The 25,526-nt window shown below is 73.3% G+C and carries 23 protein-coding genes and 1 pseudogene; 17 read left to right on the plus strand and 7 right to left on the minus strand.

Annotated features, from left to right (window positions below):
- Nucleotides 1-86: 86 nt before the first annotated feature.
- Nucleotides 87-1,376, plus strand: coding sequence for a hypothetical protein (locus ACF061_RS11345; protein ID WP_392266582.1), 1,290 nt, complete (start codon nucleotides 87-89; stop codon nucleotides 1,374-1,376).
- 209 nt (nucleotides 1,377-1,585) lie between these two features.
- Here the strand turns inward: ACF061_RS11345 and ACF061_RS11350 are convergent, their stop codons facing one another.
- Complete coding sequence (locus ACF061_RS11350; RefSeq protein ID WP_392266643.1) at nucleotides 1,586-2,926, minus strand: PH domain-containing protein; 1,341 nt, start codon at nucleotides 2,924-2,926, stop codon at nucleotides 1,586-1,588.
- Nucleotides 2,927-3,114: 188 nt separating this feature from the next.
- Nucleotides 3,115-3,618: a PH domain-containing protein gene (locus tag ACF061_RS11355; protein WP_392266583.1), complete on the minus strand. Its 504-nt coding sequence runs from the start codon at nucleotides 3,616-3,618 to the stop codon at nucleotides 3,115-3,117.
- A 31-nt stretch (nucleotides 3,619-3,649) separates the two neighbouring features.
- Here ACF061_RS11355 and ACF061_RS11360 point away from each other — a divergent pair, with 31 nt between their 5' ends.
- Nucleotides 3,650-4,801: an NADH-quinone oxidoreductase subunit D gene (locus tag ACF061_RS11360; protein WP_392266584.1), complete on the plus strand. Its 1,152-nt coding sequence runs from the start codon at nucleotides 3,650-3,652 to the stop codon at nucleotides 4,799-4,801.
- Here the strand turns inward: ACF061_RS11360 and ACF061_RS11365 are convergent.
- Complete coding sequence (locus ACF061_RS11365) at nucleotides 4,766-5,749, minus strand: SAM-dependent methyltransferase (protein WP_392266644.1); 984 nt, start codon at nucleotides 5,747-5,749, stop codon at nucleotides 4,766-4,768. The genes ACF061_RS11360 and ACF061_RS11365 overlap by 36 nt on opposite strands.
- Nucleotides 5,750-6,143: 394 nt before the next feature.
- Between ACF061_RS11365 and ACF061_RS11370 the strand changes: the two genes are divergently transcribed.
- The 3 genes and pseudogenes from ACF061_RS11370 to ACF061_RS11380 all read left to right on the plus strand — a co-directional run.
- Nucleotides 6,144-7,349, plus strand: a complete 1,206-nt coding sequence (locus ACF061_RS11370; RefSeq protein WP_392266585.1) for a sensor histidine kinase — start codon at nucleotides 6,144-6,146, stop codon at nucleotides 7,347-7,349.
- Between the two features lie 118 nt (nucleotides 7,350-7,467).
- Nucleotides 7,468-8,139 carry a response regulator gene (locus ACF061_RS11375; protein WP_392266586.1) on the plus strand — a complete coding sequence of 224 codons (672 nt, stop codon included), beginning with the start codon at nucleotides 7,468-7,470 and terminating at the stop codon, nucleotides 8,137-8,139.
- Between the two features lie 33 nt (nucleotides 8,140-8,172).
- A pseudogene (locus tag ACF061_RS11380) lies at nucleotides 8,173-8,322 on the plus strand (ATP-binding protein); the annotation flags it as partial.
- A gap of 60 nt (nucleotides 8,323-8,382) precedes the next feature.
- On the opposite strand, the gene ACF061_RS11385 reads toward ACF061_RS11380, so the two are convergent.
- Together ACF061_RS11385 and ACF061_RS11390 are read right to left on the minus strand one after the other, a co-directional pair.
- Nucleotides 8,383-9,489 (minus strand): DUF5937 family protein, encoded by a 1,107-nt coding sequence (locus tag ACF061_RS11385; protein ID WP_392266587.1) that lies wholly within the window; start codon nucleotides 9,487-9,489, stop codon nucleotides 8,383-8,385.
- Nucleotides 9,490-9,846: 357 nt separating this feature from the next.
- Entirely contained in the window at nucleotides 9,847-11,052 is a 1,206-nt protein-coding gene (locus tag ACF061_RS11390; RefSeq protein WP_392266588.1) for a threonine aldolase family protein, read from the minus strand.
- Between the two features lie 173 nt (nucleotides 11,053-11,225).
- On the opposite strand from ACF061_RS11390, the gene ACF061_RS11395 reads away from it, so the two are divergent.
- The 10 genes from ACF061_RS11395 to ACF061_RS11440 all read left to right on the plus strand — a co-directional run bounded on the left by ACF061_RS11395 (nucleotide 11,226) and on the right by ACF061_RS11440 (nucleotide 19,743).
- Complete coding sequence (locus tag ACF061_RS11395; RefSeq protein WP_392266589.1) at nucleotides 11,226-12,182, plus strand: Rossmann-like and DUF2520 domain-containing protein; 957 nt, start codon at nucleotides 11,226-11,228, stop codon at nucleotides 12,180-12,182.
- A 163-nt stretch (nucleotides 12,183-12,345) separates the two neighbouring features.
- Nucleotides 12,346-13,356 carry a pantoate--beta-alanine ligase gene (panC, locus tag ACF061_RS11400; RefSeq protein WP_392266590.1) on the plus strand — a complete coding sequence of 337 codons (1,011 nt, stop codon included), beginning with the start codon at nucleotides 12,346-12,348 and terminating at the stop codon, nucleotides 13,354-13,356.
- On the plus strand, nucleotides 13,353-15,140 hold the full coding sequence (locus ACF061_RS11405) for an L-aspartate oxidase (RefSeq protein WP_392266591.1): 1,788 nt from the start codon (nucleotides 13,353-13,355) through the stop codon (nucleotides 15,138-15,140). The genes panC and ACF061_RS11405 overlap by 4 nt, the downstream gene beginning before the upstream one ends.
- A gap of 5 nt (nucleotides 15,141-15,145) precedes the next feature.
- Nucleotides 15,146-16,123 (plus strand): carboxylating nicotinate-nucleotide diphosphorylase, encoded by a 978-nt coding sequence (gene nadC, locus ACF061_RS11410; RefSeq protein WP_392266592.1) that lies wholly within the window; start codon nucleotides 15,146-15,148, stop codon nucleotides 16,121-16,123.
- Nucleotides 16,124-16,132: 9 nt separating this feature from the next.
- Nucleotides 16,133-16,930 (plus strand): type III pantothenate kinase, encoded by a 798-nt coding sequence (locus tag ACF061_RS11415; protein ID WP_392266593.1) that lies wholly within the window; start codon nucleotides 16,133-16,135, stop codon nucleotides 16,928-16,930.
- A gap of 93 nt (nucleotides 16,931-17,023) precedes the next feature.
- Nucleotides 17,024-17,680: a hypothetical protein gene (locus ACF061_RS11420; RefSeq protein ID WP_392266594.1), complete on the plus strand. Its 657-nt coding sequence runs from the start codon at nucleotides 17,024-17,026 to the stop codon at nucleotides 17,678-17,680.
- Nucleotides 17,681-17,734: 54 nt separating this feature from the next.
- Nucleotides 17,735-17,911, plus strand: a complete 177-nt coding sequence (locus ACF061_RS11425; RefSeq protein WP_392266595.1) for a hypothetical protein — start codon at nucleotides 17,735-17,737, stop codon at nucleotides 17,909-17,911.
- Nucleotides 17,912-18,144: 233 nt separating this feature from the next.
- Nucleotides 18,145-18,654, plus strand: a complete 510-nt coding sequence (locus tag ACF061_RS11430) for a BlaI/MecI/CopY family transcriptional regulator (protein WP_392266645.1) — start codon at nucleotides 18,145-18,147, stop codon at nucleotides 18,652-18,654.
- 9 nt (nucleotides 18,655-18,663) lie between these two features.
- Nucleotides 18,664-19,197: an amino-acid N-acetyltransferase gene (locus ACF061_RS11435; protein ID WP_392266596.1), complete on the plus strand. Its 534-nt coding sequence runs from the start codon at nucleotides 18,664-18,666 to the stop codon at nucleotides 19,195-19,197.
- A 210-nt stretch (nucleotides 19,198-19,407) separates the two neighbouring features.
- Nucleotides 19,408-19,743 (plus strand): Lsr2 family protein, encoded by a 336-nt coding sequence (locus ACF061_RS11440; protein WP_392266597.1) that lies wholly within the window; start codon nucleotides 19,408-19,410, stop codon nucleotides 19,741-19,743.
- Nucleotides 19,744-20,095: 352 nt separating this feature from the next.
- Here ACF061_RS11440 and ACF061_RS11445 read toward each other — a convergent pair whose 3' ends face one another.
- Nucleotides 20,096-20,692 carry an SCO3374 family protein gene (locus ACF061_RS11445; protein WP_392266598.1) on the minus strand — a complete coding sequence of 199 codons (597 nt, stop codon included), beginning with the start codon at nucleotides 20,690-20,692 and terminating at the stop codon, nucleotides 20,096-20,098.
- A 442-nt stretch (nucleotides 20,693-21,134) separates the two neighbouring features.
- Between ACF061_RS11445 and ACF061_RS11450 the strand changes: the two genes are divergently transcribed.
- A complete protein-coding gene (locus ACF061_RS11450; RefSeq protein WP_392266599.1) occupies nucleotides 21,135-23,660 on the plus strand; it encodes an ATP-dependent Clp protease ATP-binding subunit in 2,526 nt (841 codons plus the stop codon).
- An 81-nt stretch (nucleotides 23,661-23,741) separates the two neighbouring features.
- Here ACF061_RS11450 and ACF061_RS11455 read toward each other — a convergent pair whose 3' ends face one another.
- Complete coding sequence (locus tag ACF061_RS11455; protein WP_392266600.1) at nucleotides 23,742-24,434, minus strand: HAD family acid phosphatase; 693 nt, start codon at nucleotides 24,432-24,434, stop codon at nucleotides 23,742-23,744.
- A gap of 450 nt (nucleotides 24,435-24,884) precedes the next feature.
- Here ACF061_RS11455 and ACF061_RS11460 point away from each other — a divergent pair, with 450 nt between their 5' ends.
- Nucleotides 24,885-25,466 carry a M23 family metallopeptidase gene (locus ACF061_RS11460; protein WP_392266601.1) on the plus strand — a complete coding sequence of 194 codons (582 nt, stop codon included), beginning with the start codon at nucleotides 24,885-24,887 and terminating at the stop codon, nucleotides 25,464-25,466.
- Nucleotides 25,467-25,526: the final 60 nt, after the last annotated feature.

A 25,526-nucleotide genomic window follows, 5' to 3' on the forward strand; every position in this document is an offset into this window, starting at 1 on the left:
CCTGTTGCGAAGTGAAGGTTTCGGTACGGCCGCCTTTTTGCGGGGCGGGCGCCCATGTTTCGCCTACGCGCGGTAAGTTTCTGGCCATGCCACGTGGACGTCACCGCCATTCCCCTCCCCTGCACAGGCTGTTGCCGCCCTCGGCGGTCGCCGGCGTCTCCCTCGTCTGCGCGCTGGGCCCCTGGTTGTTCACGGCGCCGGCCCTGCTGCGCACGCTCGCGGCGGCCGCCGCGGTGACGGCGGTCGCCGGAGCGCTCGTCATGCGCCGCTGGGACGCCCAGGCGGGCCGGCAGGTCGCCGACCTCACGCGCGCGCGGGCGAGCGACGAGTGGCGCTTCGAGGAACGCGTCGCCGAACTCGAGTCCGATCTCGAGGAGTCGCGGGAACTGCGCGTCCGGCTCGAACAGAAGCTGCGGGCCAGGCGGACCGAGCTGACGGGCCTGCGCAACGAGCACGCGGCGCTGCTGCGGCGGTACGCCACGGCGGAGACCGAGCGGGCGAGTGCCCTGGAGGGCCGCCGCCTGCTGGAGATCGAGGCGGCGCCCGGCCCCCGCGCGCTGCCGGCCGCACCCGCGGCGCCCGCGGCGTCGCGAGCCGGAGAGTCGCGGGCCGGAGAGTCGCGGACCGGCGGCCGGGAGGCCGTGAGCGCCGGTGCCGTGGACACCGCGTCAGCGGAGCGGCCGGCGGCCGAGGAGCCGGCGGCCGCGGTCCCCGCGGTGTTCTCCCCGGCGGGCTCCGAGCTGTTCCGGCGGGCCCGGGCGGCGCTGGCGCGGTTCGACGCGGACGGCGGCCCGGCTCGCGAGCAGGCCGCCGAGCAGGACGCCGGTCCGGCGGCCGAGCCGGCGACCACGGCGGACTCCGTCGCCGCGGCCGACCTCGACTCCGGTGCGCGCCCCGTGGGCGAGGACGGACCCGAGGCGCGGTCCGAGGCGGCCGGCCGGACCGAGCCGACGGACACTGCCCCGGCCGCCGAGGCCGCCGAGGCCGCCGAGGCCGCCGAGGCCGGCGAATCGGACGAGTCGGCCACGGCCGCCGCCCCGGCCGGGCCCGTGCGGCGGCCCGCCGGCCACTTCACGGTGCCGACCGCGGTGGCCGTGGTGCCGAGCGCGCCCGAGCGGCGACCGTCGGTCGAGGGCGGGTTCGACTTCTTCGGCACGAAGAAGGGGGCGCCGCCGGCCGCCCTGGAGGCCGTCCAGAACGAGGACCTGGCCGACGTCGTGGGCCAGGAGGCCCTCGCGCTGCACAAGGCCGAGGCCGAGTCGCAGTACAAGCCGGCCGGCGCCGAGGAGCGGGCGGTGGGCCAGGTCATCGACCTGACGGCGCACGACGAGACGGAACAGATCGACGTACAGGGCCTGCGGACCGCGGCTTCCTGAGAGCGGAACGGGCGGTGACGGCGAGGGGCGCGGCGGTCGAACGCCGCGCCCCTCGTTTGCGCCCGGCGAGGACGGGCCGCCCGGGGCCGCCCGCCGGCCCGCGGAGTCCGCGGGCCGGCGGGCGCGTGGGCACCGGACGCGCCGGACCCGGTCGTCCCGGCTGGTCGGTCTCCGCAGCCCGGCCGGGACCGGATGCGTCGGACGGGTCCTCAGGTCATCCACCGGTCCGGCCGGGCCCGGCGGCGTCCGGTCCGTGAGCGTTCCGCCTGGGCGCGCAGCAGCCCGGCCGCCTCCCGGGCGTCCCGCAGACGTGCCGTCACCGTTCTGTTCGCCCCCGTGTCCACGTGCACGTCGGCGACCCGCCACGCCCGCTCCCACGGCCCCTGGGTGAGCCGTACGCTCTGCACCTTGGCGTGCGGCACCAACGCCAGGCGCCGCCGCAGCAGTCCGTGCCGGGCGGCGAACACCGTGTCGGTGACGGTGATCCCGTGGCCCCGCCACCACACCGGCACGCACCACCGGGCGCGCCGCGGCGGCCGGAGCAGCGCGGAGGCCTCCGGCACGGTCACCCCGGGCAGCACCCGGGAGATCACCGACTCGGCGATCTCCCGGGGCGCGACCGGCAGCAGGACGGAGTTCGACGACCCGGCCACGTCCAGTTCCACCCGGACCCAGCCGCGCCGCCGCCACAGCAGCGGTTCCACGATCCGTACGGTCTGCACCCGGCCCGGCGGAACCGTCTCGTGGGTGCGGTCCAGCAGCCCCCGGTCGATCCGCAGCCCGTCGGGCGACTCGCCGACCGTCCAGCCGTACGCGCCGACGAAGCGCCCCATGCTGCTGGTCACGGCCCCGCCGGCCAACGGCACCACGGACGCCAGCACCGTCCACAGGTTGTGGGTGCCCAGCCACAGCAGCGGCGGCACCACGAGGGCGGAGAGCAGTGAGCCCCAGGTCGCGCCGGTCAACAGCAGCGAGACGGCGATCACGCGGGCGGGCACGCGCACGAGTTCCCGCGCGGGCGCCTCACCCACCTCACGCACGGCGCCGGGGTCGAAACCGGCGGCGCGGGCGAGCAGTTCGGCGCGCAGGGTGCGGGCCTCCTCCTCGCCGAGGAAGGCGAGCTCGTCCTTCCTGCCGGTCCCTATGACGTCGAGCTTGAGCTTGGCCACGCCCGCGAAGCGCGCGAGCAACGGCCGGGTGACGTCGACCGCCTGGAGCCGATCGAGCCGGATGTGCGCGATGCGGCGGAACAACAGACCCGTGCGGATGCGCAGTTCGGTGTCGGTCACCGCGAAGTGGGTGAACCACCAGGACAGGAAGCCGTACAGGGCGGCGGCCGGGACGAGCACCGCGAGTCCGATCAGCAGCGTGGTCGTCGTCAGCCTGGTCAGTTGCTGCTGCGCCTGGCTCGGGTCGTGCACGGCCCAGCCGGCGAGCACGGTGACCGGGGCCCAGGCCCGCCTCAGCGGTGTCACGGGGTGCAGCCGCCGCTCGGTCACCACCGGAGTGCCGGCCGCGAGCGCCTGCTCGGCGGGTGCCTCGCCAGGGATCCGCCCGTCCACGGGCCCCCGTGCCGCGGCGGCGCCCTCGCCCCCGGCTCGCCCGTCCGGGTGCCGCCCGTTCGCGGCCCGCGGGTTCCCGGCCCGCCCGTCCGGGGCCTGGTGGTTCCCGGCCAGTCGGTCTTCGGCCCGCCTCTCCCCGGGCCTCCCGCTCGTGGCGTCCTCGTCCCCCGCCGTCGTCACAGCCCCGCCGATCGGGCCTCGCCGAGCTCGGTGAGCCGGTCGCGCAGGCGTTCGGCCTCGGCCGGGTCGAGGCCCGGGATGGTCGCGTCGGTCGCGGCGGCGGCCGTGTGCAGTTGCACGGTGGCCAGCCCGAAACGCCGTTCGACGGGCCCGGAGGTGACCTCGACCAGCTGCATCCTCCCGTACGGCACGACGGTCTCCTCGCGCCACAGCACGCCCCGGCTGATCAGCAGGTCGTCGGCGCGCTCGGCGTACCGCCAGGAGCGCCAGTTGCGGCCCAGCAGCACCCAGCCCCAGACCATCGGCGCCAGCGGCAGCAGCGCCGGCGCCGACCAGGCCGGACCGGCCGTGACACCGAGCACCAGCCCCGCGGCCACGGCCGCCGGCGCCAGCCACACCACCAGCAGCAGCCGGCGCATCCGCAGCAGACCCGGCGGCAGCGCGGTCCACACCGGGTGGTCCCCCGCCGCCCGCCCCTCTTCCCCGCTCCCCGTCTCCATGGGGCCAGCGTACGTAGGGGAAACTGGTGGCATGACTCCTACGACGGAGACCATGGTCGGGATCGGCGGCGCCGCGGAGAGCACCGACATGGTGCTCAACATCGGGCCGCAGCACCCCTCCACACACGGTGTGCTGCGGTTGAAGCTGGTGCTGGACGGCGAGCGCATCACGCGCGCGGAGCCGGTGATCGGCTACATGCACCGCGGCGCCGAGAAGCTGTTCGAGGCACGCGACTACCGCCAGATCATCATGCTCGCCAACCGCCACGACTGGCTGTCGGCGTTCTCCAACGAACTGGGCGTGGTCCTCGCCGTGGAGCGGATGCTCGGCATGGAGGTCCCCGAGCGCGCGGTGTGGACGCGCACGCTGCTCGCGGAGCTGAACCGGGTGCTCAACCACCTGATGTTCCTCGGCTCCTACCCGCTGGAGCTGGGCGGCATCACACCGGTCTTCTACGCCTTCCGGGAGCGGGAGGTCCTCCAGAACGTCATGGAGGAGGTCTCCGGCGGCCGGATGCACTACATGTTCAACCGGGTCGGCGGCCTCAAGGAGGACCTGCCGGCCGGGTGGTTCGGCCGCGCGCGTGCCGCCGTCGCCGCCGTGCGTTCGCGGATGGACGTCTTCGACGACCTGGTGCTCGGCAACGAGATCTTCCGGGGGCGCACGCGGGGGGTGGGCGCGCTCACCGCGCAGGCGGTGCACGCCTACGGCGTGAGCGGTCCGATCGCGCGCGCCTCGGGCGTCGACTTCGACCTGCGCCGCGACGAGCCGTACCTGGCGTACGGGGAGCTGCGGGACACCCTCCAGGTGGTCACCCGGCAGGAGGGCGACTGCCTGGCCCGCTTCGAGTGCCTGCTGGAGCAGACGCACAACGCGCTCGACCTCGCCGACGCCTGCCTGGACCGGCTCGCCGAGCTGGCGCCCGGACCGGTCAACCAGCGCCTGCCGAAGGTCCTCAAGGCGCCCGAGGGGCACACCTACGCGTGGACCGAGAACCCGCTCGGCATCAACGGCTACTACCTGGTCAGCAAGGGTGAGAAGACCCCGTACCGGCTGAAGCTGCGCTCGGCGTCGTACAACAACATCCAGGCCCTCACCGAGCTGCTGCCGGGGACGCTGGTGGCGGACATGGTGGCGATCCTCGGGTCAATGTTCTTCGTGGTCGGCGACATCGACAAGTAGGGCCGCCGCGTCCGGGAGACCGGCCGGCTGGAGCAGCCAGCCGAAGTCGCCGAGCCCGCCCGGCGCGGTGAGCTCGGCCGCCTCCCCGGCGTGCGCGAGGGCGCGCACGTAGTCCGCGGGGTGTGTGGAGGCCAGTGCGAGTGGGGGGCGTGCGCCGGTGATGCCGAGGGCGCGCAGCGCCTCGCGCTGGGTGAGCAGACGGGCGCGCGCGGGCAGGCGCGCGGCGCACGCGTCCAGGGCCACGTGCGCCGTGATGTCACAGGACCCGTCCGGCACGGGCGCGGTTTCCCGTCCGTCCCGGAACCCGGTGAGCGTTCCGTAGGGCGGCCGGGAAGCGGCTGTGTGCGCGTAGTCGACGGCGACCGCGAGACCCCGTTCGACCCGGGCCGCCGCGGCGGCCCACGCGGTGTCCCGGGGCAGCCCGATCTCCGCGCGCAGCCCCGGCTCCTCCGGCAGCGGCCACCACCGCGCCAGCCACTCGGCCTCCGCCCCCGAGACCGGATCCCCGAGCCGTTCGGCGCCGTCGCGTCGTACCAGCACGCGTCGCGGCACGCCCGCGGAGTCGACCTCCGCGATCTCGACCGGCACGTTGTCCAGCCACTCGTTGGCGAACAGCAGCCCGCTGACCGTCTCCGGGGGCTCGGCCAGCCACTCGATCCGGTGATCGAGGCCGTCCGGCCGGGTGGCGATCTCGACGGCGTACACGCGTGTGCGGGCGGCCACCTCGGGGGGCAGCGCGCCGAGCACCCCGGTGGCCAGTTCGCCCCGCCCGGCCGCCATGTCGACGAAGCCGAGCGTCGCCGGGCGTCCCAGCGCCTCGTCGACCCGGCACAGCAGCCGGGCCACGGCCGTGGCGAACAGGGGCGAGGCGTGCACGGACGTACGGAAGTGCCCGGCCGGCCCCTCGGGACGCAGATAGAAGCCGTCCGGCCCGTACAGGGCCTCCAGAGCCGCCGCCCGCCAGCCGCGCCACTCACCCGCCGCGCCGTCCGAGACCCGGTCCGCCGGTTCGTGCGTGACCCGGCCCGCCGCGCCGTCCGCCGCCCGGCCCGCCGCGCCGTCCGCCGTACCGTCGGCGCCGTCCGCCGCGACCTCGGCCCCCGGGTCTTTTGCCGTGCCGCCGCCGCCGTCCGCCGCGACCCAGTCCGCCGTGCCGTTCACCGTGTTCCCCGCCGTGCCGTCGTCGTCCACCGCCGTGACCTCGTCCGCCGTGCCGTCCGCCACCTCGCCAGCGTAGGCGTACCGGCGGTCACAGCCTCCACCTTGGGGAGTACGAGGACCGGGCGCGGATCGCCCCTTCGGTTGACCCCCGCACCTGTCCCGCTTCCCTACGCTGGGTTACGTGCAGCGCCTCTATGATTTTCTCCGCAGGCACCCGATGTGGGTCGACGGCTTCTGGGCCCTCGTCCTGCTCGGGCTCTCCAGCGTGAGCGCGTCGAGCCTCAACGGGGCGCCGAACCACCACGGGTCCCTCCCGGCCGCCCTGGGCGTGTCCGTCGTGCTGAGCGTGGTCGTCGCGCTGCGTCGGCGCATGCCGGAGAAGATGGTGCTGCTGGCGGCGGCGACGGGCATCGCACAGCTCGTGCTGGACGTCGAGACGACGGTCGCCGACTTCGCCATGCTGGTGATCATCTACACGGTCGCCGCGATCGGCACCCGCTGGGCCTCCCGGTTCGCGCTGGCCGGCGGGATGTGCGCGGCCGCCCTGGCGCAGTTCCGCTGGCCGCAGCAGCATGCGAGCGTGCTCGGTCAGATCGCGATAGCCGTCTTCCAGACGGTGCCCTTCGCCCTGGCCTGGGTGCTCGGCGACTCCATGCGCACCCGCCGCGCCTACTTCGCGCAGCTTGAGGAGCGGGCCGCCCGCCTGGAGAAGGAGCGCGAGGCACAGGCCAAGGTCGCGGTCGCCGCCGAGCGCGCCCGGATCGCGCGCGAGCTGCACGACGTGGTCGCGCACAACGTGTCGGTGATGGTCGTGCAGGCCGACGGCGCCGCGTACGTCCTCGACGCCGCGCCGGACCAGGCGAAGAAGGCCCTGGAGACGATCTCCTCCACCGGCCGCCAGGCGCTCGCCGAGATGCGCCGTCTGCTGGGCGTGCTGCGCACCGGCGAGCACCAGGAGGGCGGCGAGTACGTGCCGCAGCCCGACGTCGAGCAGATCGAGGAACTGGTCGAGCAGTGCCGGAGCTCCGGGCTCCCCGTCGACTTCCGGGTCGAGGGCACCCCGCGCCCGCTGCCCAGCGGGGTCGAGCTCACCGCGTACCGCATCGTGCAGGAGGCGCTCACCAACACCCGCAAGCACGGTGGAGCGAACGCGGGTGCGAGCGTGCGTCTGGTGTACTTCGACGACGGCCTCGGTCTGCTCGTCGAGGACGACGGCAAGGGCGCGCCGCACGAGCTGTACGAGGAGGGCGGCGCCGACGGGCAGGGACACGGCCTGATCGGCATGCGGGAACGGATCGGTATGGTCGGCGGCACGCTGGACGCGGGGCCCCGCCCCGGCGGAGGCTTCCGCATCAGCGCCCTGCTGCCGCTCAAACCGACGCACTGAAGACCGACGCACGCACCCTGGTGACACCTGTCACGCCGCGGGCACGGCGCGCTGGTGACCACGGACGACCGACCCGCCGACGACCACCCCGCCGACGACCGAACGGAAGAGGACCCCGATGACGATCCGCGTGATGCTCGTCGACGACCAGGTGCTGCTGCGCACCGGATTCCGGATGGTGCTCGCCGCCCAGCCGGACATGGACGTCGTCGCCGAGGCGGGTGACGGCGTCGAGGCCCTCCAGGTGCTGCGGGCGAGCGCGGTCGACGTGGTCCTGATGGACGTGCGCATGCCGAAGCTGGACGGTGTGGAGACCACCCGCCGCATCTGCTCCGGGCCGAACCCGCCCAAGGTGCTGATACTGACCACCTTCGACCTCGACGAGTACGCCTTCACCGGACTGAAGGCGGGCGCCTCCGGCTTCATGCTCAAGGACGTGCCGCCCGGCGACCTGCTCGCCGCGATCCGCGCCGTGCACAGCGGCGACGCCGTCGTCGCGCCCTCCACCACGCGCCGCCTGCTCGACCGGTTCGCGCCGATGCTGCCCGCGAGCGGACCGGAGCCCCGGCACACGGAGCTCCAGCGGCTCACCGGGCGTGAGCGCGAGGTCATGATCCTGGTCGCCCAGGGGCTCTCGAACGGCGAGATCGCCGCTCGTCTGGTGCTGTCCGAGGCGACCGTGAAGACCCATGTGGGCCGCATCCTGACCAAGCTCGGCCTGCGCGACCGGGTGCAGGTGGTGGTGCTGGCCTACGAGACGGGGCTCGTCCGGGCCGGCGGTCGCGGCTGAGGGACACGAGCCGGCCCCGGTAGGGTCTCGCGCATGCTGCTGTGGATCAACGGTCCCTTCGGGGGCGGCAAGACACGGACCGCGCACGAGATCCGCCGCCGGCTGCCCGGCAGCGTGATCTGCGACCCCGAGCACGCCGGCTTCGGCCTGCACCGCATGATCCCGCCCGGACTGCGCGGGAATCTGAGCCCGCCGCCCGCCGCCCGCCGCCCGCTGTCCGCCGCCCGCCCGGCACGATCCGCCCTACCGCAGGACCCCCTCCAGGAAGTCGCTGCCCAGCCGGGCCACCATCGACACGTCCAACTGGTGGTAGACGTACCGCCCCCGGCGCCGGGTGGTGACCAGGCCCGCCTTCTTCAGCACGCCCAGGTGCCGGGATATCTCGGGCGCGGTCATGCCGTGCACATGCGTCAGCTCGCTGGTGGTGAACGCGCTGCGGGCCAGGCTGCGGCACAGCCGCATCCGCACCGGGTGGGAAAGGGCGGACATCCGCAGGGTCAGCTGTTCCACCGAGGGCGGCGCGGCGAGCTCCGGGGAACCGACCGGGTAGTGCAGCACCGGCTGCCAGGCGTGCCGGTGCAGGACCATCAGATGGGGCCAGCCCAGGCTCGTCGGCACGAGCAGCAGGCCGCCTTCCGCCGTCGCCGTACGGCCCTCGCCGAGCTTGTCGACGACGATCCGGCCCGCCGCCTCGTCCAGCGCCACCGCGGGGGACACCGCGGCCAGCGCCTCGGCCAGGCCCTTGCGGCGCAGCAGCTCCGTCTTGTGCCGGGCGTCCGCGGCGAGCTGGTGGCGCAGCCGGGACCAGGTCTCCGCGAAGAAGGCTTCGTCGCAGTCCCGCAGGAACTGCCGCAGCCAGGAACGGATCCGGGGCGGGTCGGCCAGCAGGCGCTCGCTGAAACGCACCTGCTGCGGACCGCGCGCGGCGGCCAGCTCCAGGGCGCGGCGGCGCAGCCCGGCGTCGCCGAGAGGGCCCGGGCCCGGATCGCTGTAGGGCAGGGCGCAGGTGAACTCCAGGGCCGCGTCCACGAACTGCTCGTCGGAGAGTTTGTCGAGCAGGTCCAGGTCGTCGGCGAGCGTCGCGCCGGGCAGCGTGCGGCCGCCCGGGATGCCCGCGTACGGCAGGAAGAGGTCGGAGAACGTCGTCCGCCACAGGAAGTCCGCCTCGCACATCCGGTCCGCCAGGTGTGGGTCGAGCCGGGCGGTGACGCCCGTGACCCAGCCCTGAAGGCCCGGGTGGTGGCCCGGCTCGGACAGCGCGTGCAGGGCCATGCCCAGCTCGGCCAGGGGCGAGGGCACGACGGCGACCCGCTCCGGCCGCAGCCCCGCGATGTCGATGCGCACGCTCATGCCCCCATGGTGCACGCCGCCGCCGACAGCGGCGGCCCCGATTGACGGGCGCCGTCAATCGGGGCGACCCGGGCGGCGCGCCGTCGCGGACCGGGACGACCGGGGCGATAGCGGCCCCCCGGAACGCCCTCCCGCGCCCCGTCCGCCCCGAGTGGGCGGCGTGCGCCCCGAGTGGGCGGCGTGCGCGTCACGCGGCAGCACGCCCTCGATCCGCAGGCGCCCGACGACCTGACGAGCCCTCCCCGAGCCTGCCGGTTCCCCCGAGCGGCCGGTTCCCCCGGGCCGGGCGGTTCCCCGAGCCGTGCCCTTCCCTGAGTCGGCCGCGACGCTCCCCGGGCCGGTGGGCCTGTCCGCGTCCTACCCGTCGGACTGCCCGGTCAGCCGTCCGGCGAAGTCGGCGACGGCGGCCTTGACGTCGTCCGCCGTCCACTCCAGACCGGCTGCGCGCACGGTGACCTCCGTCCAGGCCAGCCCCGGCCCGCCGCGGTCCCAGGGGCGGCCGAACAGCAGGGTCCCGGTCTCCTCCGCCTGGCGCACCGCCGCCTCGGCGAGCACCTCCGGGTCGTACGGCAGCCAGAGCTGGAACTCGTGCGTGTGCGGTACCCCGGGGTGCACGCGCGCCCAGGGCACGCCGGCCGCCGCGAAGCCCTCGCGCAGCGCGTCGGCCACCACCCGCGCGTGTGCCACGTACTGCGGCAGCCGGGGCAGTTCCCGTTCGAGGCCGATCAGCGCCGACAGCGCGGTCGGGAACTGCTGGAACAGGGTGCCGCCGTAGCGGTGGCGCCAGGCCTTCGCCTCCTCCACCAGCTCCCTCGGGCCGGCCAGGGCGGCTCCGCCGTAACCGTCGAGGGACTTGTAGAACGACACGTACACGCTGTCGGCCAGGTCCGCGATCTCCGCCAGGGAACGGCCGAAGTGGACGGTCGACTCCCACAGGCGCGCGCCGTCGAAGTGCACCACCGCGTCCCGCTCGCGGGCCGCCCCGACGACCTCGGTCAGCTCCGCCCAGGTGGGCAGGACGAAACCGGCCTCCCGCAGCGGCAGTTCGAGCATCAGTGTCCCGAACGGCTCGTCGAGGCCGCGCACCTCCTCGGCGGTCGGCAGCCGGGGCTCGCTCGTCACCCGCACCGGGCGCAGGCCGCTGACCTGGCTGAAGGCATGCCGTTCGTGCACCTCGGGATGGGACAGGGCGTGCAGCGCCACGGCCGGGTTCCCGGTGCGGGCCGCCCAGCAGCGCACGGCGACCTGCTGGGCCATGGTGCCGGTCGGGAAGAAGGCGGCGGCCTCCTTGCCGAGCAGCCCGGCCACCTTCTCCTCCAGGGCCTCGACGACGCCGTTGCCGTACATGTCCGACAGCTCGTCGAGGTCGTACACCTCCCGTGCGCCGTCCAGCAGCGCCAGCCGCTCCCGCAGCGTGTCGAGGTGTCCGGCGCGCGAGAGCACGCGCTCCGCGCTCCGGTACGCGGCTATGCGCCGCTCCCGCAGCCGTTTGCGCCGCTCCTCCTCCGATTCCTCCGTGACCTGCTCCGCCCGCCGGCCGTCCTGCTCCGCTGTATCGCTCATGTGGCGGATCATGCCGTGCGCCGGGGCGCGGGGGCACCTGTTTTCCGGCGCGCTGGAGCGTGCCGAAGCCCACAGCCGGCGGGCGGCCGGACGCCTCCGGAGACGGATAGCGTTAACATGACGAGAAATCGTCCGGTACCCGGAGCGGACTGGAACGGGAAGGCCACCGTCGCGTGAGTACTAGCCAACAGCCAGACCCCAGGGACCGCCCCGCGCGGCTCGCCGTCGGCGTCGTCGGCGCCGGCCGGGTGGGACCCGCGCTCGCCGCGTCCCTCCAGCTCGCCGGGCACCGCCCGGTGGCCGTCTCCGGAGTCTCCGACGCCTCCAGACGACGTGCCGAACTGCTGCTCCCCGACGTGCCCCTGGTGTCTCCCGCCGACGTCCTGGCCCGCGCCGACCTGGTGCTCCTGACCGTTCCCGACGACGCGCTGCCCGGCCTCGTCGCGGGCCTCGCCGAGACCGGCGCCGTACGGCCCGGGCAACTGCTCGTGCACACCTCCGGACGGTACGGCGCGAAGGTGCTGGACCCCGCCCTGCGCGCGGGCGCCCTGCCGCTCGCCCTGCACCCGGCGATGACCTTCACCGGCACCCCGGTGGACGTGCAGCGGCTGGCCGGGTGCTCCTTCGGCGTCACGGCCCCCGAGGAGCTGCGGACGGCCGCCGAGGCCCTGGTCATCGAGATGGGCGGCGAGCCGGAGTGGATCGCCGAGGAGATGCGCCCGCTCTACCACGCGGCGCTCGCCCTGGGCGCCAACCACCTGGTGACGCTGGTCGCCCAGGCCATGGAGCTGCTGCGCGCGGCCGGCGTCGAGGCGCCCGACCGGATGCTCGGCCCGCTGCTCGGCGCCGCCCTGGACAACTCCCTGCGCTCCGGCGACGCGGCCCTCACCGGTCCTGTCGCGCGCGGGGACGCCGGCACGGTCGCCGCGCACGTCGCCGAGCTGCGACGGCACGCCCCGCGGACCGTCGCCGGCTACCTGGCGATGGCCCGGGCCACCGCCGACCGCGCGCTCGCCCACGGCCTGCTCAAGCCCGAGCTGGCCGAGGACCTGCTGGGCGTCCTCGCCGAGGGGGCGGCGGACGCACCCGGCGCCCAGGGTCCCGACGCTGGGCAGGGGGACGGCCGATGACCCGCGCCGGACACCCGACGCGCCCTGCCGGACCCGCGGGGGCCGGGCACCCGGCACGTGCCGCAGGGGCCCCGGCGGCCGCGCACCCGACGATCACGACGGCACCGCGGAAAGCGGCGGAGGGCCGCCCGGTGACCTGGGCGCCCGAGAACGGAGACGCCCGATGACCACAGCCCTGCTGCGCACCGCCGACGAGCTGCGCGCGCGCGTGCCGGCCGGCCGCCGTGCCGTCGTGATGACCATGGGCGCGCTGCACGAGGGCCACGCCACGCTGATCCGGGCGGCCCGCGAGATCGCCGGGAGGGACGGCGAGGTCGTCGTGACCGTCTTCGTCAACCCGTTGCAGTTCGGCGCGGGCGAGGACCTCGACCGCTACCCGCGCACCCTGGACGCCGACCTCCGGATAGCCGGGCGGGCGGGCGCCGACGTCGTGTTCGCGCCCCCGGTGGAGGAGGTCTACCCGGGCGGCGAGCCCCAGGTCCGGATCACCGCCGGTCCCATGGGCGAGAGGCTGGAGGGCGCCTCGCGCCCCGGCCACTTCGACGGCATGCTCACCGTCGTCGGCAAGCTGCTCCACCTCACCCGCCCCGACCTCGCCCTCTACGGCCAGAAGGACGCACAGCAGCTCGCCCTGATCCGGCGCATGGTGCGCGACCTGAACTTCGGCGTGGAGATCGTCGCCGTGCCGACCGTGCGGGAGGACGACGGCCTGGCCCTGTCCAGCCGCAACCGCTACCTCTCCCCGGACGAGCGGCGCACCGCGCTCGCCCTGTCCCAGGCGCTGTTCGCCGGCCGCGACCGGCACGCCGCCCAGGAGGCGCTGCGCGCGCGGGCCCGCGAGGTGCCCTGCACGCGCGCGCGTGCCGAGGCCCTGAACGCGCTCGGGGAGTCCCGCGCGGCGGCCGACGCCGCCGCCGTCGCCAAGGCCACCCCCGGCGCCGCCGACGCCGTGCGCGCGGCCGCCCGGCTGGTCCTCGACGAGGCCGCCCGTCTCGACCCGCCGGTCGAGCTGGACTACCTGGCCCTCGTCGACCCGTCCGACTTCACCGAGATCGGGAACGACTTCACCGGCGAGGCGGTCCTCGCCGTCGCCGCCCGGGTCGGGGCGACCCGGCTGATCGACAACCTCCCCCTCGTCTTCGGAACCCACGAAACCCTCGGAGCCGCCTCGTGACCAGCACAGGCATACGACTGCACGCGCCCGAGCCCGGATGGTCCATCGACGCGGACGTCGTGGTCGTCGGCTCAGGCGTGGCCGGCCTCACCGCCGCCCTGCGCTGCTCGGCGGCCGGCCTGGACACGGTCGTCGTCACCAAGGCCCGCCTCGACGACGGCTCCACGCGCTGGGCGCAGGGCGGCATCGCCGCGGCCCTGGGCGAGGGCGACACCCCCGAACAGCACCTGGACGACACCCTGGTGGCGGGCGCCGGTCTGTGCGACGAGGAGGCCGTGCGGATCCTCGTCACCGAGGGCCCCGACGCCGTGCGGCGGCTGATCTCCACCGGAGCGCACTTCGACACCGACGACGAGGGCGGCATCCAGCTCACCCGCGAGGGCGGTCACCACCGCCGCCGGATCGCCCACGCGGGCGGCGACGCCACGGGCGCGGAGATCTCCAGGGCACTGCTCGACGCGGTGCGCGCGGTCCGGCCGGACGGGCACGGGGCGATCCCGGCCGGGGACGGCGGTGACCGCCGGCCGGGACTGCGCACCATCGAGAACGCGCTCGTCCTGGACCTGCTCACCGACGCCGACGGCCGCACCGCCGGGGTGACCCTGCACGTCATGGGCGAGGGCCAGCACGACGGCGTGGGCGCCGTGCACGCGCCCGCCGTGGTCCTGGCCACCGGCGGCATGGGCCAGGTCTTCTCCGCGACCACGAACCCGCCCGTGTCCACGGGCGACGGCGTGGCGCTCGCCCTGCGCGCCGGAGCGGAGGTCTCCGACCTGGAGTTCGTGCAGTTCCACCCGACGGTGCTCTTCCTCGGCCCGGACGCCGAGGGCCAGCAGCCCCTCGTCTCCGAGGCGGTGCGCGGCGAGGGCGCCCACCTGGTCGACGCCGACGGCGTGCGGTTCATGGTGGGGCAGCACGAACTGGCCGAGCTCGCGCCGCGGGACATCGTCGCCAAGGGCATCACGCGCCGCATGCAGGAGCAGGACGCCGAACACATGTTCCTCGACGCCCGGCACTTCGGCGCGGAGATGTGGGCGCACCGCTTCCCGACGATCCTGGCGGCCTGCCGGGCGCACGGCATCGACCCGGTCACCGAGCCGGTCCCGGTCGCCCCGGCCGCCCACTACGCCTCCGGCGGCGTGCGCACCGACTCCCACGGCCGGACCACCGTGCCGGGCCTGTACGCGTGCGGAGAGGTCGCCTGCACGGGCGTGCACGGCGCCAACCGGCTCGCCTCCAACTCCCTGCTGGAGGGGCTGGTCTACGCCGAGCGGATCGCCGCCGACATCGCGCGGGAGCGCTCCGGCAGCGGTCTGCGCGCGCGCGTGCCGCGGCCAGTCCGGCCCGCCGGGCAGCCCGAGCACCCCCTGCTCGCCCCCGAGACCCGGTTCGCGATCCAGCGGATCATGACCGAGGGCGCCGGCGTCCTGCGCTCCGCCGACTCGCTCGCCACGGCCGCCGCCCGGCTCGAACAGCTGCACGCCGAGGCCCACGACGCCCTCGACCAGAACGGCAAGACCGCCGAGCCCGGCGTCGACGCCTGGGAGGCCACCAACCTCCTGTGCGTGGCCCGCGTCCTGGTCGCCGCCGCCCGGCTGCGCGAGGAGACCCGCGGCTGCCACTGGCGCGAGGACCACGCCGGGCGCGACGACGCCCGCTGGCGCCGCCACACAGTCGTACGGCTGCGCACGGACCGTACGTACGACGTGCGGACCACCGACACCGCCGACTTCCCCCCGACTCGTCCCGAGGCCCCCGGGCCCCGCCGTCCCCAGGAGCAGTGACCCAAGTGAGCACCGACGACCTTCCCCTCGCCCCGAACGGCGGCTGCGGCGACGGCTGTGCCTGCGGCGCGGACGCCGACGAGGAGTACCTGGAGTGCGGGCTCGACCCCGCGCTCGCCCAGCTGCTGGCCGACGCCGGGCTCGACCCGGTGGAGGTCGAGGACATCGCCAACGTCGCGATCCAGGAGGACCTGGCGCACGGCGTGGACGTGACGTCCGTCGCGACCATCCCCGAGGAGGCCGTGGCCACCGGCGACTTCACCGCGCGCGAGGCCGGAGTGGTGGCCGGACTCCGGGTCGCCGAGGCGGTCCTCTCGGTCGTCTGCACGGACGAGTTCGAGGTCGAGCGGCACGTCGAGGACGGTGACCGCGTCGAGGCCAGCCAGAGGCTGCTGTCGGTCACCACCCGCACCCGTGACCTGCTGACCGCCGAGCGCAGCGCGCTGAACCTGCTGTGCCGCCTGTCCGGCATCGCGACCGCCACGCGCGCGTGGGCGGACGTCCTGGAGGGCACCCGGGCGAAGGTGCGCGACACCCGCAAGACGACGCCGGGCCTCAGGGCGCTGGAGAAGTTCGCCGTCCGGTGCGGCGGCGGGGTGAACCACCGCATGTCGCTGTCGGACGCGGCCCTGGTCAAGGACAACCACGTGGTCGCCGCGGGCGGGGTCGGTCCGGCCTTCAAGGCCGTGCGCGAGGCGTTCCCGGACCTGGCGATCGAGGTGGAGGTCGACACCCTGCACCAGTTGCGCGAGGTCGTGGACGCCGGCGCCGACCTGATCCTGCTGGACAACTTCACGCCCGGCGAGTGCGAGGAGGCCGTGGCCATCGTCGGCGGCCGGGCGCTGCTCGAGGCGTCGGGCCGGCTCGCCCTGGACAACGCCCGGGCGTACGCGGAGACCGGCGTCGACTTCCTGGCCGTGGGCGCCCTGACCCACTCCTCGCCGATCCTGGACATCGGCCTGGACCTGCGCGAGACGGAGTAGGGGACCTCCATGCTCCTGACGATCGACGTAGGCAACACGCACACGGTCCTGGGCCTGTTCGACGGGGACGAGATCGTCGAGCACTGGCGCATCTCCACCGACGCCCGCCGCACGGCCGACGAGCTGGCCGTGCTCCTCCAGGGCCTGATGGGCATGCACCCGCTGCTCGGCGACGAACTGGGCGACGGCATCGACGGCATCGCGATCTGCGCGACCGTCCCCTCGGTGCTGCACGAACTGCGCGAGGTGACCCGGCGCTACTACGGCGACGTGCCGGCCGTACTCGTCGAGCCGGGCGTCAAGACCGGCGTGCCGATCCTCACCGACAACCCCAAGGAGGTCGGCACCGACCGCATCATCAACGCGGCCGCCGCCGTCGAGCTCTACGGCGGCCCGGCCATCGTCGTGGACTTCGGCACCGCGACGACCTTCGACGCGGTCTCCGCGCGCGGTGAGTACATCGGCGGCGTGATCGCCCCCGGCATCGAGATCTCCGTCGACGCCCTCGGCGTCAAGGGCGCCCAGCTGCGCAAGATCGAGGTGGCCCGGCCGCGCAGCGTGATCGGCAAGAACACGGTCGAGGCGATGCAGGCGGGCATCGTGTACGGGTTCGCCGGCCAGGTCGACGGAGTCGTGAGCCGCATGGCGCGCGAACTGTCCGCCGACCCGGAGGACGTCACCGTGATCGCCACCGGCGGCCTGGCCCCGATGGTGCTCGGCGAGTCCTCGGTGATCGACGAGCACGAGCCCTGGCTGACGCTGATCGGACTGCGGCTCGTCTACGAGCGGAACGTCTCGCGCCTGTGAGGCCCCGCGCGGGTGTGGCCCGCACGCGTCACACCCGCGCGCCACGCAAGCGGCTTATGTCGAATTTGTCTGATTAGCGCGTATGGTCGCCCCATGCCCACGCCATACGGAACCCGCGGCGGCATGGCCTTCGGCGCGGAGGAGCTGCGTGTGCTCCGTCGCGCCCTCGCCGCTGCCCTTCATGTCCGCCCCGCCCGCGCCGAGGACGTCCGGGACTGTCTCCGCCTCGCCGAGTCGCTCGACGAGGCGATGCGCGAGGGCGCCCGGCTGCGCGCGTTCCTGCTGGCCGACCTCGCCCGCTACCGCGCCGCCCTGCCCGGCACGGCCGTCGGGTACTTCGCTCTGCTGAGGGAGGCGCTGGAGGCCGGCCACCGGCCCGGCCCCGACGACCTCGCGGCCCTGCGGGCCCTGCGCGGCAATCCGGCCGCGGCCGCCCTCCTGCGCCGCTGCCAGGGCGGCACGGCCGTCCCCGCCGTTCCGGCCTCCCGCAGCCCGCTGCGTACTGTCCGGGCGCTCTCCGCCGTCCCGGCCGCCCGGGGCGCCCGGGACGGCGGGCCCGGCAAGGAACCCGCCAGGAAGCCCGCGCCCAAGCCCGCCGAGCGCCCCGCCCCCGCCCAGCCCGGCCCGGCGCCCGCCCCCGGGTCCCCGCGACCCGCCCGCCGTCCCGTTCCCACGCCGGGCGAGGTCTTCCCGCGACGCAAACCGGCCCCGCCCGCCGGGGGCGCGCGGCAGCGGTTCGCCGCGGTGTGACGCTCCGGACCACCCCGCCCCTGTTTGTCCCGCCGTCGTGGCTACTCTGGTCCCATGGACTACCTCGCCGCACTCGTTCCGCCGGTCGTCATGGCCGCGTTCTTCATCGCTCTGGTCCGGGTGATCGTGAAGACCCAGGGCGGCGCCGCCAAGGCCAAGGAGGACGCGGCCGTCGACGCCGCGCTGGCGCGTGCGCAGAACGCCCGCGGCGCCACCTCCTCCGAGGCCTGACGACACGGGCCCCGGCTCCCCGGGGTCCGGTGCCGCGAGGCGGGGCGACCCGCGCGAAGCCCGACGCCGCGGGCGCCCCGCCGCGGCGCCCACCCGCACGCCGCACCGTGGGTCCCTGTGCCCTTTTTGACCGCGTTCGGACCTGAAGCGCCCGCCCCGCACGCGATGGCCAGCATTTCCTACTAAGGTGCTGAGTTGTGCCTCGCCCATTGGGAGAACTCGAGAACGCGGTCATGACGCGGGTGTGGAAGTGGAACCGCCCGGTGACCGTTCGGGAAGTCCTGGAAGACCTTCAGCGGGAACGGTCCATCGCGTACACCACGGTGATGACCGTTTTGGACAATCTGCATCACAAGGGCTGGGTGCGCCGCGAGGCGGAGGGTCGCGCCTATCGATATGAGGCGGTCTCCACCCGGGCCGCCTACGCCGCCGCACTGATGAACGACGCCTGGTCGCAGAGCGACAACGCCGCCGCGGCTCTCGTCGCCTTCTTCGGCATGATGAGCGACGAACAGCGGCGGGCCCTGCGCGACGCCGTAAGGATCGTCGAGGGCACCACGGAAGCCCTCGTGCGGACCGCACCCGAAGGCCCCGCCGAAGACGCCGCGCGAGAGGCCGCCGAAGAGGCCCCGCAAGACGCCGACGAAGTCACGGGCGAAGTCCCGGATACCGCCACGGCCGCGGATGCCTTCGAAACCGGCGACCAGAACCCCGGCTCCGCGGCCGGCGGCAACGAGCGATAGCGTCCGCTCATGTCCGCAGAACGTTCCGAAGTCTCCGCAAAAGCCATCACCGTCCGGCGGGCCCGGACCAGCGATGTCCCGGCCGTGCGCCGACTCCTGGACGACTACACCCGCGAGCGCATCCTGCTCGACAAAGCGACGGTGACTCTTTACGAGGACATCCAGGAGTTCTGGGTCGCCGAACGGGACGACAACGCCGAGGTCGTCGGCTGCGGCGCTCTGCACGTGATGTGGGAAGACCTGGCGGAAGTGCGCACTCTCGCCGTGCAGCCGGGCCTGAAGGGCGCCGGCGTGGGCCACCAGTTGCTGGAGAAGTTGCTCCAGACCGCACGCCGACTCGGCGTTCGCCGCGTTTTCTGCCTGACCTTCGAAGTCGACTTCTTCGGGAAGCACGGCTTCGTGGAGATCGGCGAGACGCCCGTCGACACCGATGTCTACGCCGAGCTCCTGCGTTCCTATGACGAGGGCGTCGCGGAGTTCCTCGGTCTCGAACGAGTGAAACCGAACACCTTGGGCAACAGCCGGATGCTTCTGCATCTGTAGATCGCCATGGGCGACCCGGTGAACCCCTATGTCCGAAACGCGCATGTTTCCGGTCTCAGTTGAGGCTCGGGTCTCTCCCAGGGGTTTGTGTTTTTTCCGCAAACGCGGTTTGCTTTCCGACGTACTGCAGTACTGCATATAACAAGGGGCAGCGGCTAAACGGCGGACGCCGAGCAACCGGCCCGTACGTTATCGATGAAAGGAAATCCGGTGGCACAGAAGGTTCAGGTCCTTCTTGTCGACGACCTCGACGGCGGCGAGGCGGACGAGACCGTGACGTTCGCGCTGGACGGCAAGACGTACGAGATCGATCTCACCACCGCCAACGCGGACAAGCTCCGCGGTCTTCTCGAGCCTTACCTCAAGAGCGGCCGGCGTACCGGAGGCCGCGCTTCGGGTGGCCGTGGAAAGGCGCGGGCCGCGTCCGGCGGCAGCCAGGACACCGCGCAGATCCGCGCGTGGGCGAAGGAGAACGGCCTCGAGGTCAATGACCGCGGCCGTGTTCCCGCGAGCATCCGTGAGGCATACGAAAAGGCCAACGGCTGACCCTGGCTCCAGGAAAGGGCCAACGGCGGGCCTGGGTTCGTGAAAGGGGCGTCGGCGGACCGAGGCGGACGGCAGCCGACCGTATGCGCCGGGCCGGGGCAGGGACCGGAGCACGGGCCGGAGGCTCTCGCCGGCCGGCCGTGGGCCGGACGGCCGACGGGCGAGGGTGGAGGCGCGGCCCCGCCGCGGCCGATCGGCGAACTCCCGTGCCCCAGGACGCCGGCGACGATCGGCGGCAGGGCGCCCACAACGGCGCCGACGGCCGATCGGAGAGACGCCCTGGGCGGCACCGGCCGACAGCCCGGACCGGAGGAACGCCCCGGACGGCGCCGACGGCGGGCCGGAGGGACGTCTAGGGCAACACCGACGGCGGGGGGCACGCCCGCCGCAGCCGCAGCCGGTGGCACTCCGTCGCCGCCGTGCTCACCAGTCGTACGAGATCGGGGGCGCCCCCTCCGCCCCCCAGGGCCGACAGCGCCGGCAGCGAGGCCTCGACCTCGCGTCCCGGAACGGGGGGCCGCAGCCACACGGCGGCCCCCCGCGGACCACGGCGGCCTCCGCCGGGCCGCCCGGCGCCGGGCGGCGAGGGCGCGTCCATCAGGGTGCCGGCGCCCAGCGCCACCAGATCCAGGTCGAGCGCGCCCCACTCCAGCCACTGCAGCAGCCCGGGCAGCTCCTCCGCGCTGCCCGCGGCCACCGGCAGCCGCATCCGGTCCCCCTGCACCGCCACCACGGATTCGGGCCCCAGACGGCGCAGCACCGCCCGTCCCGCCTCCAGCGGCAGGTCCAGGACGTCGAAACGGCGGCCCACGACGAGTCGTACCGGGGCTCCGGGCGCCGTCGCCCAGCCCAGCTCGTTCTCGTACCAGTGCCGCACCCGGTCCGCGGGGTCGAGCGGCCGACGGGGGAGGGGAACCGGAAGGGGGACCGTGGAGACGCTGCCGACCATGCCGGGTGCAACCGGCCGAAGCGGCGAGAGGTTACGCTCGGTCGCCGCTCGTGCGCGCGGAGTGCCGAACGGGTGTGGCCGGGGAGTGCGGTGGGGCGCGAAGTTGTTCGCCCATAGCGGAGGGGGAACCTGCGCGCGCCGCATGGACTGTCGGTGCCGACGGGTAAGACATGCCTAGTGGGAGGGGGCGACACGCGGGCCGCACCCGGGCAGAGGAGTCTCACGTTCGCCGTCGGCGTACTGGCGACTGGGGTAACTGCCTGGCCTGCGGGAACATCGTCTCGCACCATCGGGTTGGAGCATATGTCGGCGTTCGGGGTCAGGAGGCCATCGACGGTGTCGGCAGTTGGAATGAGCGGTCCCCGCTTGCGGGACTAAGCTGCGGAAGGACAGGGAGGGGAAGTTCCCCCCACTGCCTGACCGCTCTGAGGAGCGATTAACGATGTTCGAGAGGTTCACCGACCGCGCGCGGCGGGTTGTCGTCCTGGCTCAGGAAGAAGCCCGGATGCTCAACCACAACTACATCGGCACCGAGCACATCCTCCTGGGCCTGATCCACGAGGGTGAGGGTGTCGCCGCCAAGGCCCTTGAGAGCCTCGGGATTTCGCTCGAGGCGGTCCGCCAGCAGGTGGAGGAGATCATCGGCCAGGGCCAGCAGGCGCCCTCGGGCCACATCCCCTTCACCCCCCGTGCCAAGAAGGTCCTGGAGCTGTCGCTCCGCGAGGCCCTTCAGCTGGGTCACAACTACATCGGCACGGAGCACATCCTGCTCGGCCTGATCCGTGAGGGCGAGGGCGTCGCGGCCCAGGTCCTGGTCAAGCTGGGCGCCGACCTCAACCGGGTGCGGCAGCAGGTGATCCAGCTGCTCTCCGGTTACCAGGGCAAGGAGACCGCCACCGCCGGCGGCCCTGCCGAGGGCACCCCCTCGACGTCCCTGGTCCTCGACCAGTTCGGCCGGAACCTCACCCAGGCCGCTCGTGAGTCCAAGCTCGACCCGGTCATCGGGCGCGAGAAGGAGATCGAGCGGGTCATGCAGGTGCTGTCCCGCCGTACCAAGAACAACCCGGTGCTGATCGGTGAGCCCGGCGTCGGCAAGACCGCCGTCGTCGAGGGCCTCGCCCAGGCCATCGTCAAGGGCGAGGTGCCCGAGACCCTCAAGGACAAGCACCTCTACACCCTGGACCTCGGCGCCCTGGTCGCCGGCTCCCGCTACCGCGGTGACTTCGAGGAGCGCCTGAAGAAGGTGCTCAAGGAGATCCGCACCCGCGGCGACATCATCCTGTTCATCGACGAGCTGCACACGCTGGTCGGTGCGGGCGCCGCCGAGGGCGCCATCGACGCGGCCTCCATCCTGAAGCCGATGCTGGCCCGCGGTGAGCTGCAGACCATCGGCGCCACCACGCTGGACGAGTACCGCAAGCACCTGGAGAAGGACGCGGCCCTGGAGCGCCGCTTCCAGCCCATCCAGGTCGCCGAGCCGTCCCTGCCGCACACCATCGAGATCCTCAAGGGTCTGCGCGACCGGTACGAGGCGCACCACCGCGTCTCCATCACCGACGAGGCGCTGGTCCAGGCCGCCACCCTGGCCGACCGGTACATCTCGGACCGCTTCCTGCCGGACAAGGCGATCGACCTGATCGACGAGGCCGGTTCCCGGATGCGCATCCGCCGGATGACCGCGCCGCCGGACCTTCGCGAGTTCGACGAGAAGATCGCCGCCGTCCGCCGGGACAAGGAGTCCGCGATCGACTCGCAGGACTTCGAGAAGGCCGCCTCCCTGCGCGACAAGGAGAAGCAGCTCCTGGCCGCCAAGGCCAAGCGGGAGAAGGAGTGGAAGGCCGGCGACATGGACGTCGTCGCCGAGGTCGACGGCGAGCTGATCGCCGAGGTCCTCGCCACGGCCACCGGCATCCCGGTCTTCAAGCTGACCGAGGAGGAGTCCAGCCGCCTGCTCCGCATGGAGGAGGAGCTGCACAAGCGGGTCATCGGTCAGAACGACGCCGTCAAGGCGCTGTCGAAGGCGATCCGCCGTACGCGTGCCGGTCTGAAGGACCCGAAGCGTCCGGGTGGCTCGTTCATCTTCGCCGGCCCGTCCGGCGTCGGTAAGACCGAGCTGTCCAAGGCGCTCGCCGAGTTCCTCTTCGGTGACGAGGACGCGCTGATCTCCCTCGACATGTCGGAGTTCAGCGAGAAGCACACGGTCTCCCGTCTCTTCGGCTCGCCCCCCGGATACGTGGGCTACGAGGAGGGCGGCCAGCTGACGGAGAAGGTGCGCCGCAAGCCGTTCTCGGTCGTCCTCTTCGACGAGGTCGAGAAGGCCCACCCGGACATCTTCAACTCGCTGCTGCAGATCCTGGAGGACGGTCGCCTGACCGACTCCCAGGGCCGGGTCGTGGACTTCAAGAACACGGTCATCATCATGACGACCAACCTCGGCACCAGGGACATCTCCAAGGGCTTCAACCTGGGCTTCGCGGCCACGGGTGACACGAAGACCAACTACGAGCGCATGAAGAACAAGGTCTCGGACGAGCTCAAGCAGCACTTCCGGCCCGAGTTCCTCAACCGTGTGGACGACGTGGTGGTCTTCCCGCAGCTCACGCAGGCGGACATCCTGCGGATCGTCGACCTGATGATCGGCAAGGTGGACGAGCGCCTGAAGGACCGGGACATGGGCATCGAGCTCTCCCAGTCCGCCAAGGAGCTGCTGGCGAAGAAGGGCTACGACCCCGTCCTGGGCGCCCGGCCGCTGCGCCGGACGATCCAGCGCGAGATCGAGGACACGCTCTCGGAGAAGATCCTCTTCGGCGATCTGCGTCCCGGCCACATCGTGGTCGTGGACACCGAGGGCGAGGGCGAGGACAAGACCTTCACCTTCCGTGGTGAGGAGAAGTCGACTCTGCCCGACGTCCCGCCGATCGAGCAGGCGGCCGGCGGAGCCGGGCCGAACCTGAGCAAGGACGCGTAACCGCCGCGTCCGGCCCGTACGGAAAAAGGGGGCTGCCCCGGGACCGAGTCCCGGGGCAGCCCCCTTTTCCGCTGCCTTCCCTCAGGAGAGCTGCCCGTCGTAGTCGGGCAGCTTGAACGTCTTCTCGGCGTGACCGCCGGAGAGGTCGGTGGTGCTGTTGCCGACGTTCGCGATGATCGTGTAGCCCTTGTTCTCGATGGCGGTGCGCTGGGCCGTCTTGTAGGCGGCGACGTCCTTGAAGAGGTCGAGGAAGCCGCGGACGTAGAGGCCGGAGACCTGGTAGCCGTCGTGATCGAGGTTCCACTCGGTGGGCGCTTCGACGATGCCGGGGCGGGCGGTCACGAAGAACAGCGAGACGCCGTGTGACTGGGCGTACCGGGCGGCCTCCAGCACCGGCTTGTTGGCCGGCTGGGGGTAGCGGAACCCGAAGTCCGTCTCCAGGGCCGTGTTGTCGACGTCGAACACGATGGCCTGCTTCTCGCCCGGCCGGGCGTTCGCGATCCGCTGGACCAGGTAGGGCATCGCCTGGTCCATCACGGCCTGGCAGTCCTGCTGCCAGGTGCCGTAGTCGGCCTTCCCGGCCGCGGCGGCGGAGGGGGCGGCTACGGCGCCCGTGACGGCGGCCGTGGCGGGCACCGGGGCCGCTGAGCTCGCCGGCGCGGAGAACGGGGCGTCCGTGGCGGCCTGCGCGCCCACGGGGACGGCCAGCGCGGCGACGGCGACCGTGGCGAGGGCGGTCATACCGGTGCGGCGCGTCCAGCTGCCTGTGGTCATGGGGGTCCTCTCGCGTCCGTGACAGTGCGGATTGTTGTGAGCATGCTCGTGCCGCAGGGTGGCGGGAGGGGAACCGAATGATTACTTGACGGTAACTTCGCTGAGACGGGCACCACATGAGGTCGGTCACACCCGAGGGGCGGTCCACCGTGTTCGCCGGTGACATGGGGCACAGGTGATTCGTCCGGTACTACGCCACTTAGTGGGGGGCAAGAGCGCATAAACCGGATATTTCATCCGACGAATCAGTGCGACATGGGGTCTCTACAGGCACTTTGTCCGAATTGGGGAGAGTGTCAAGAGACGTACGCCACTGTCACTACTTACTAGGTTTCGTCGTAGTAGGGGTGCTTGAGGGCGGCGGACGGGTGGGGTTACCAAGGTGGTGCCCGCCCGGCGAAGGCACAGATCTCCGGGTGGTTCTCATGTCCCCCACACCACGAGGTTTCGATGTTCCAGCGCGCCACGTCCCGTTCCGCCCGTGCCACCAAGCTCCGTACCCGCGCCGCCGTCCTGGCCGCCGGCCTGGGAGTCTCGGTCGCGATGGGCGCGGGAGTAGCGTCCGCCGCCGAGACCGCGGCGGCCCCCACCGCCACCGTTGCCAAGTCGGCCGCCGCCTGGGTCGACCCGGTGAAGCACTACACCCTCACCGCCACCTTCGACCAGGGCGGCAGCCACTGGATGCACAAGCACAGCGGTCAGGACTTCGCCGTGCCGATCGGCACCGAGGTCGTCGCGGCGCACGGCGGCACGGTCGTCAAGGCCGGCCCCAACGGCGGCGGCGACGGCCCCGCCTACGGCAACGCCATCGTCGTCAAGCACGAGAACGGCACGTACTCGCAGTACGCCCACCTCTCCCGCATCGACGTGAAGGTCGGCCAGGTCGTCGCCACCGGTCAGCACATAGCCCTGTCCGGCAACACCGGCAACACCACCGGCCCGCACCTGCACTTCGAGATCCGTACGACCCCGAACTACGGTTCGGCGGTCAACCCGGTCGCCTTCCTGCGCGCCCACGGCGTCAACGTCTGAGCGACGCCCTGAACCCGGCCGACGGCCGGCCGGCTCACGCACCGGTCGGCCGGCCGTCTG

Source organism: Streptomyces sp. NPDC015220 (genome assembly GCF_043079345.1).
Taxonomy (GTDB): domain Bacteria; phylum Actinomycetota; class Actinomycetes; order Streptomycetales; family Streptomycetaceae; genus Streptomyces.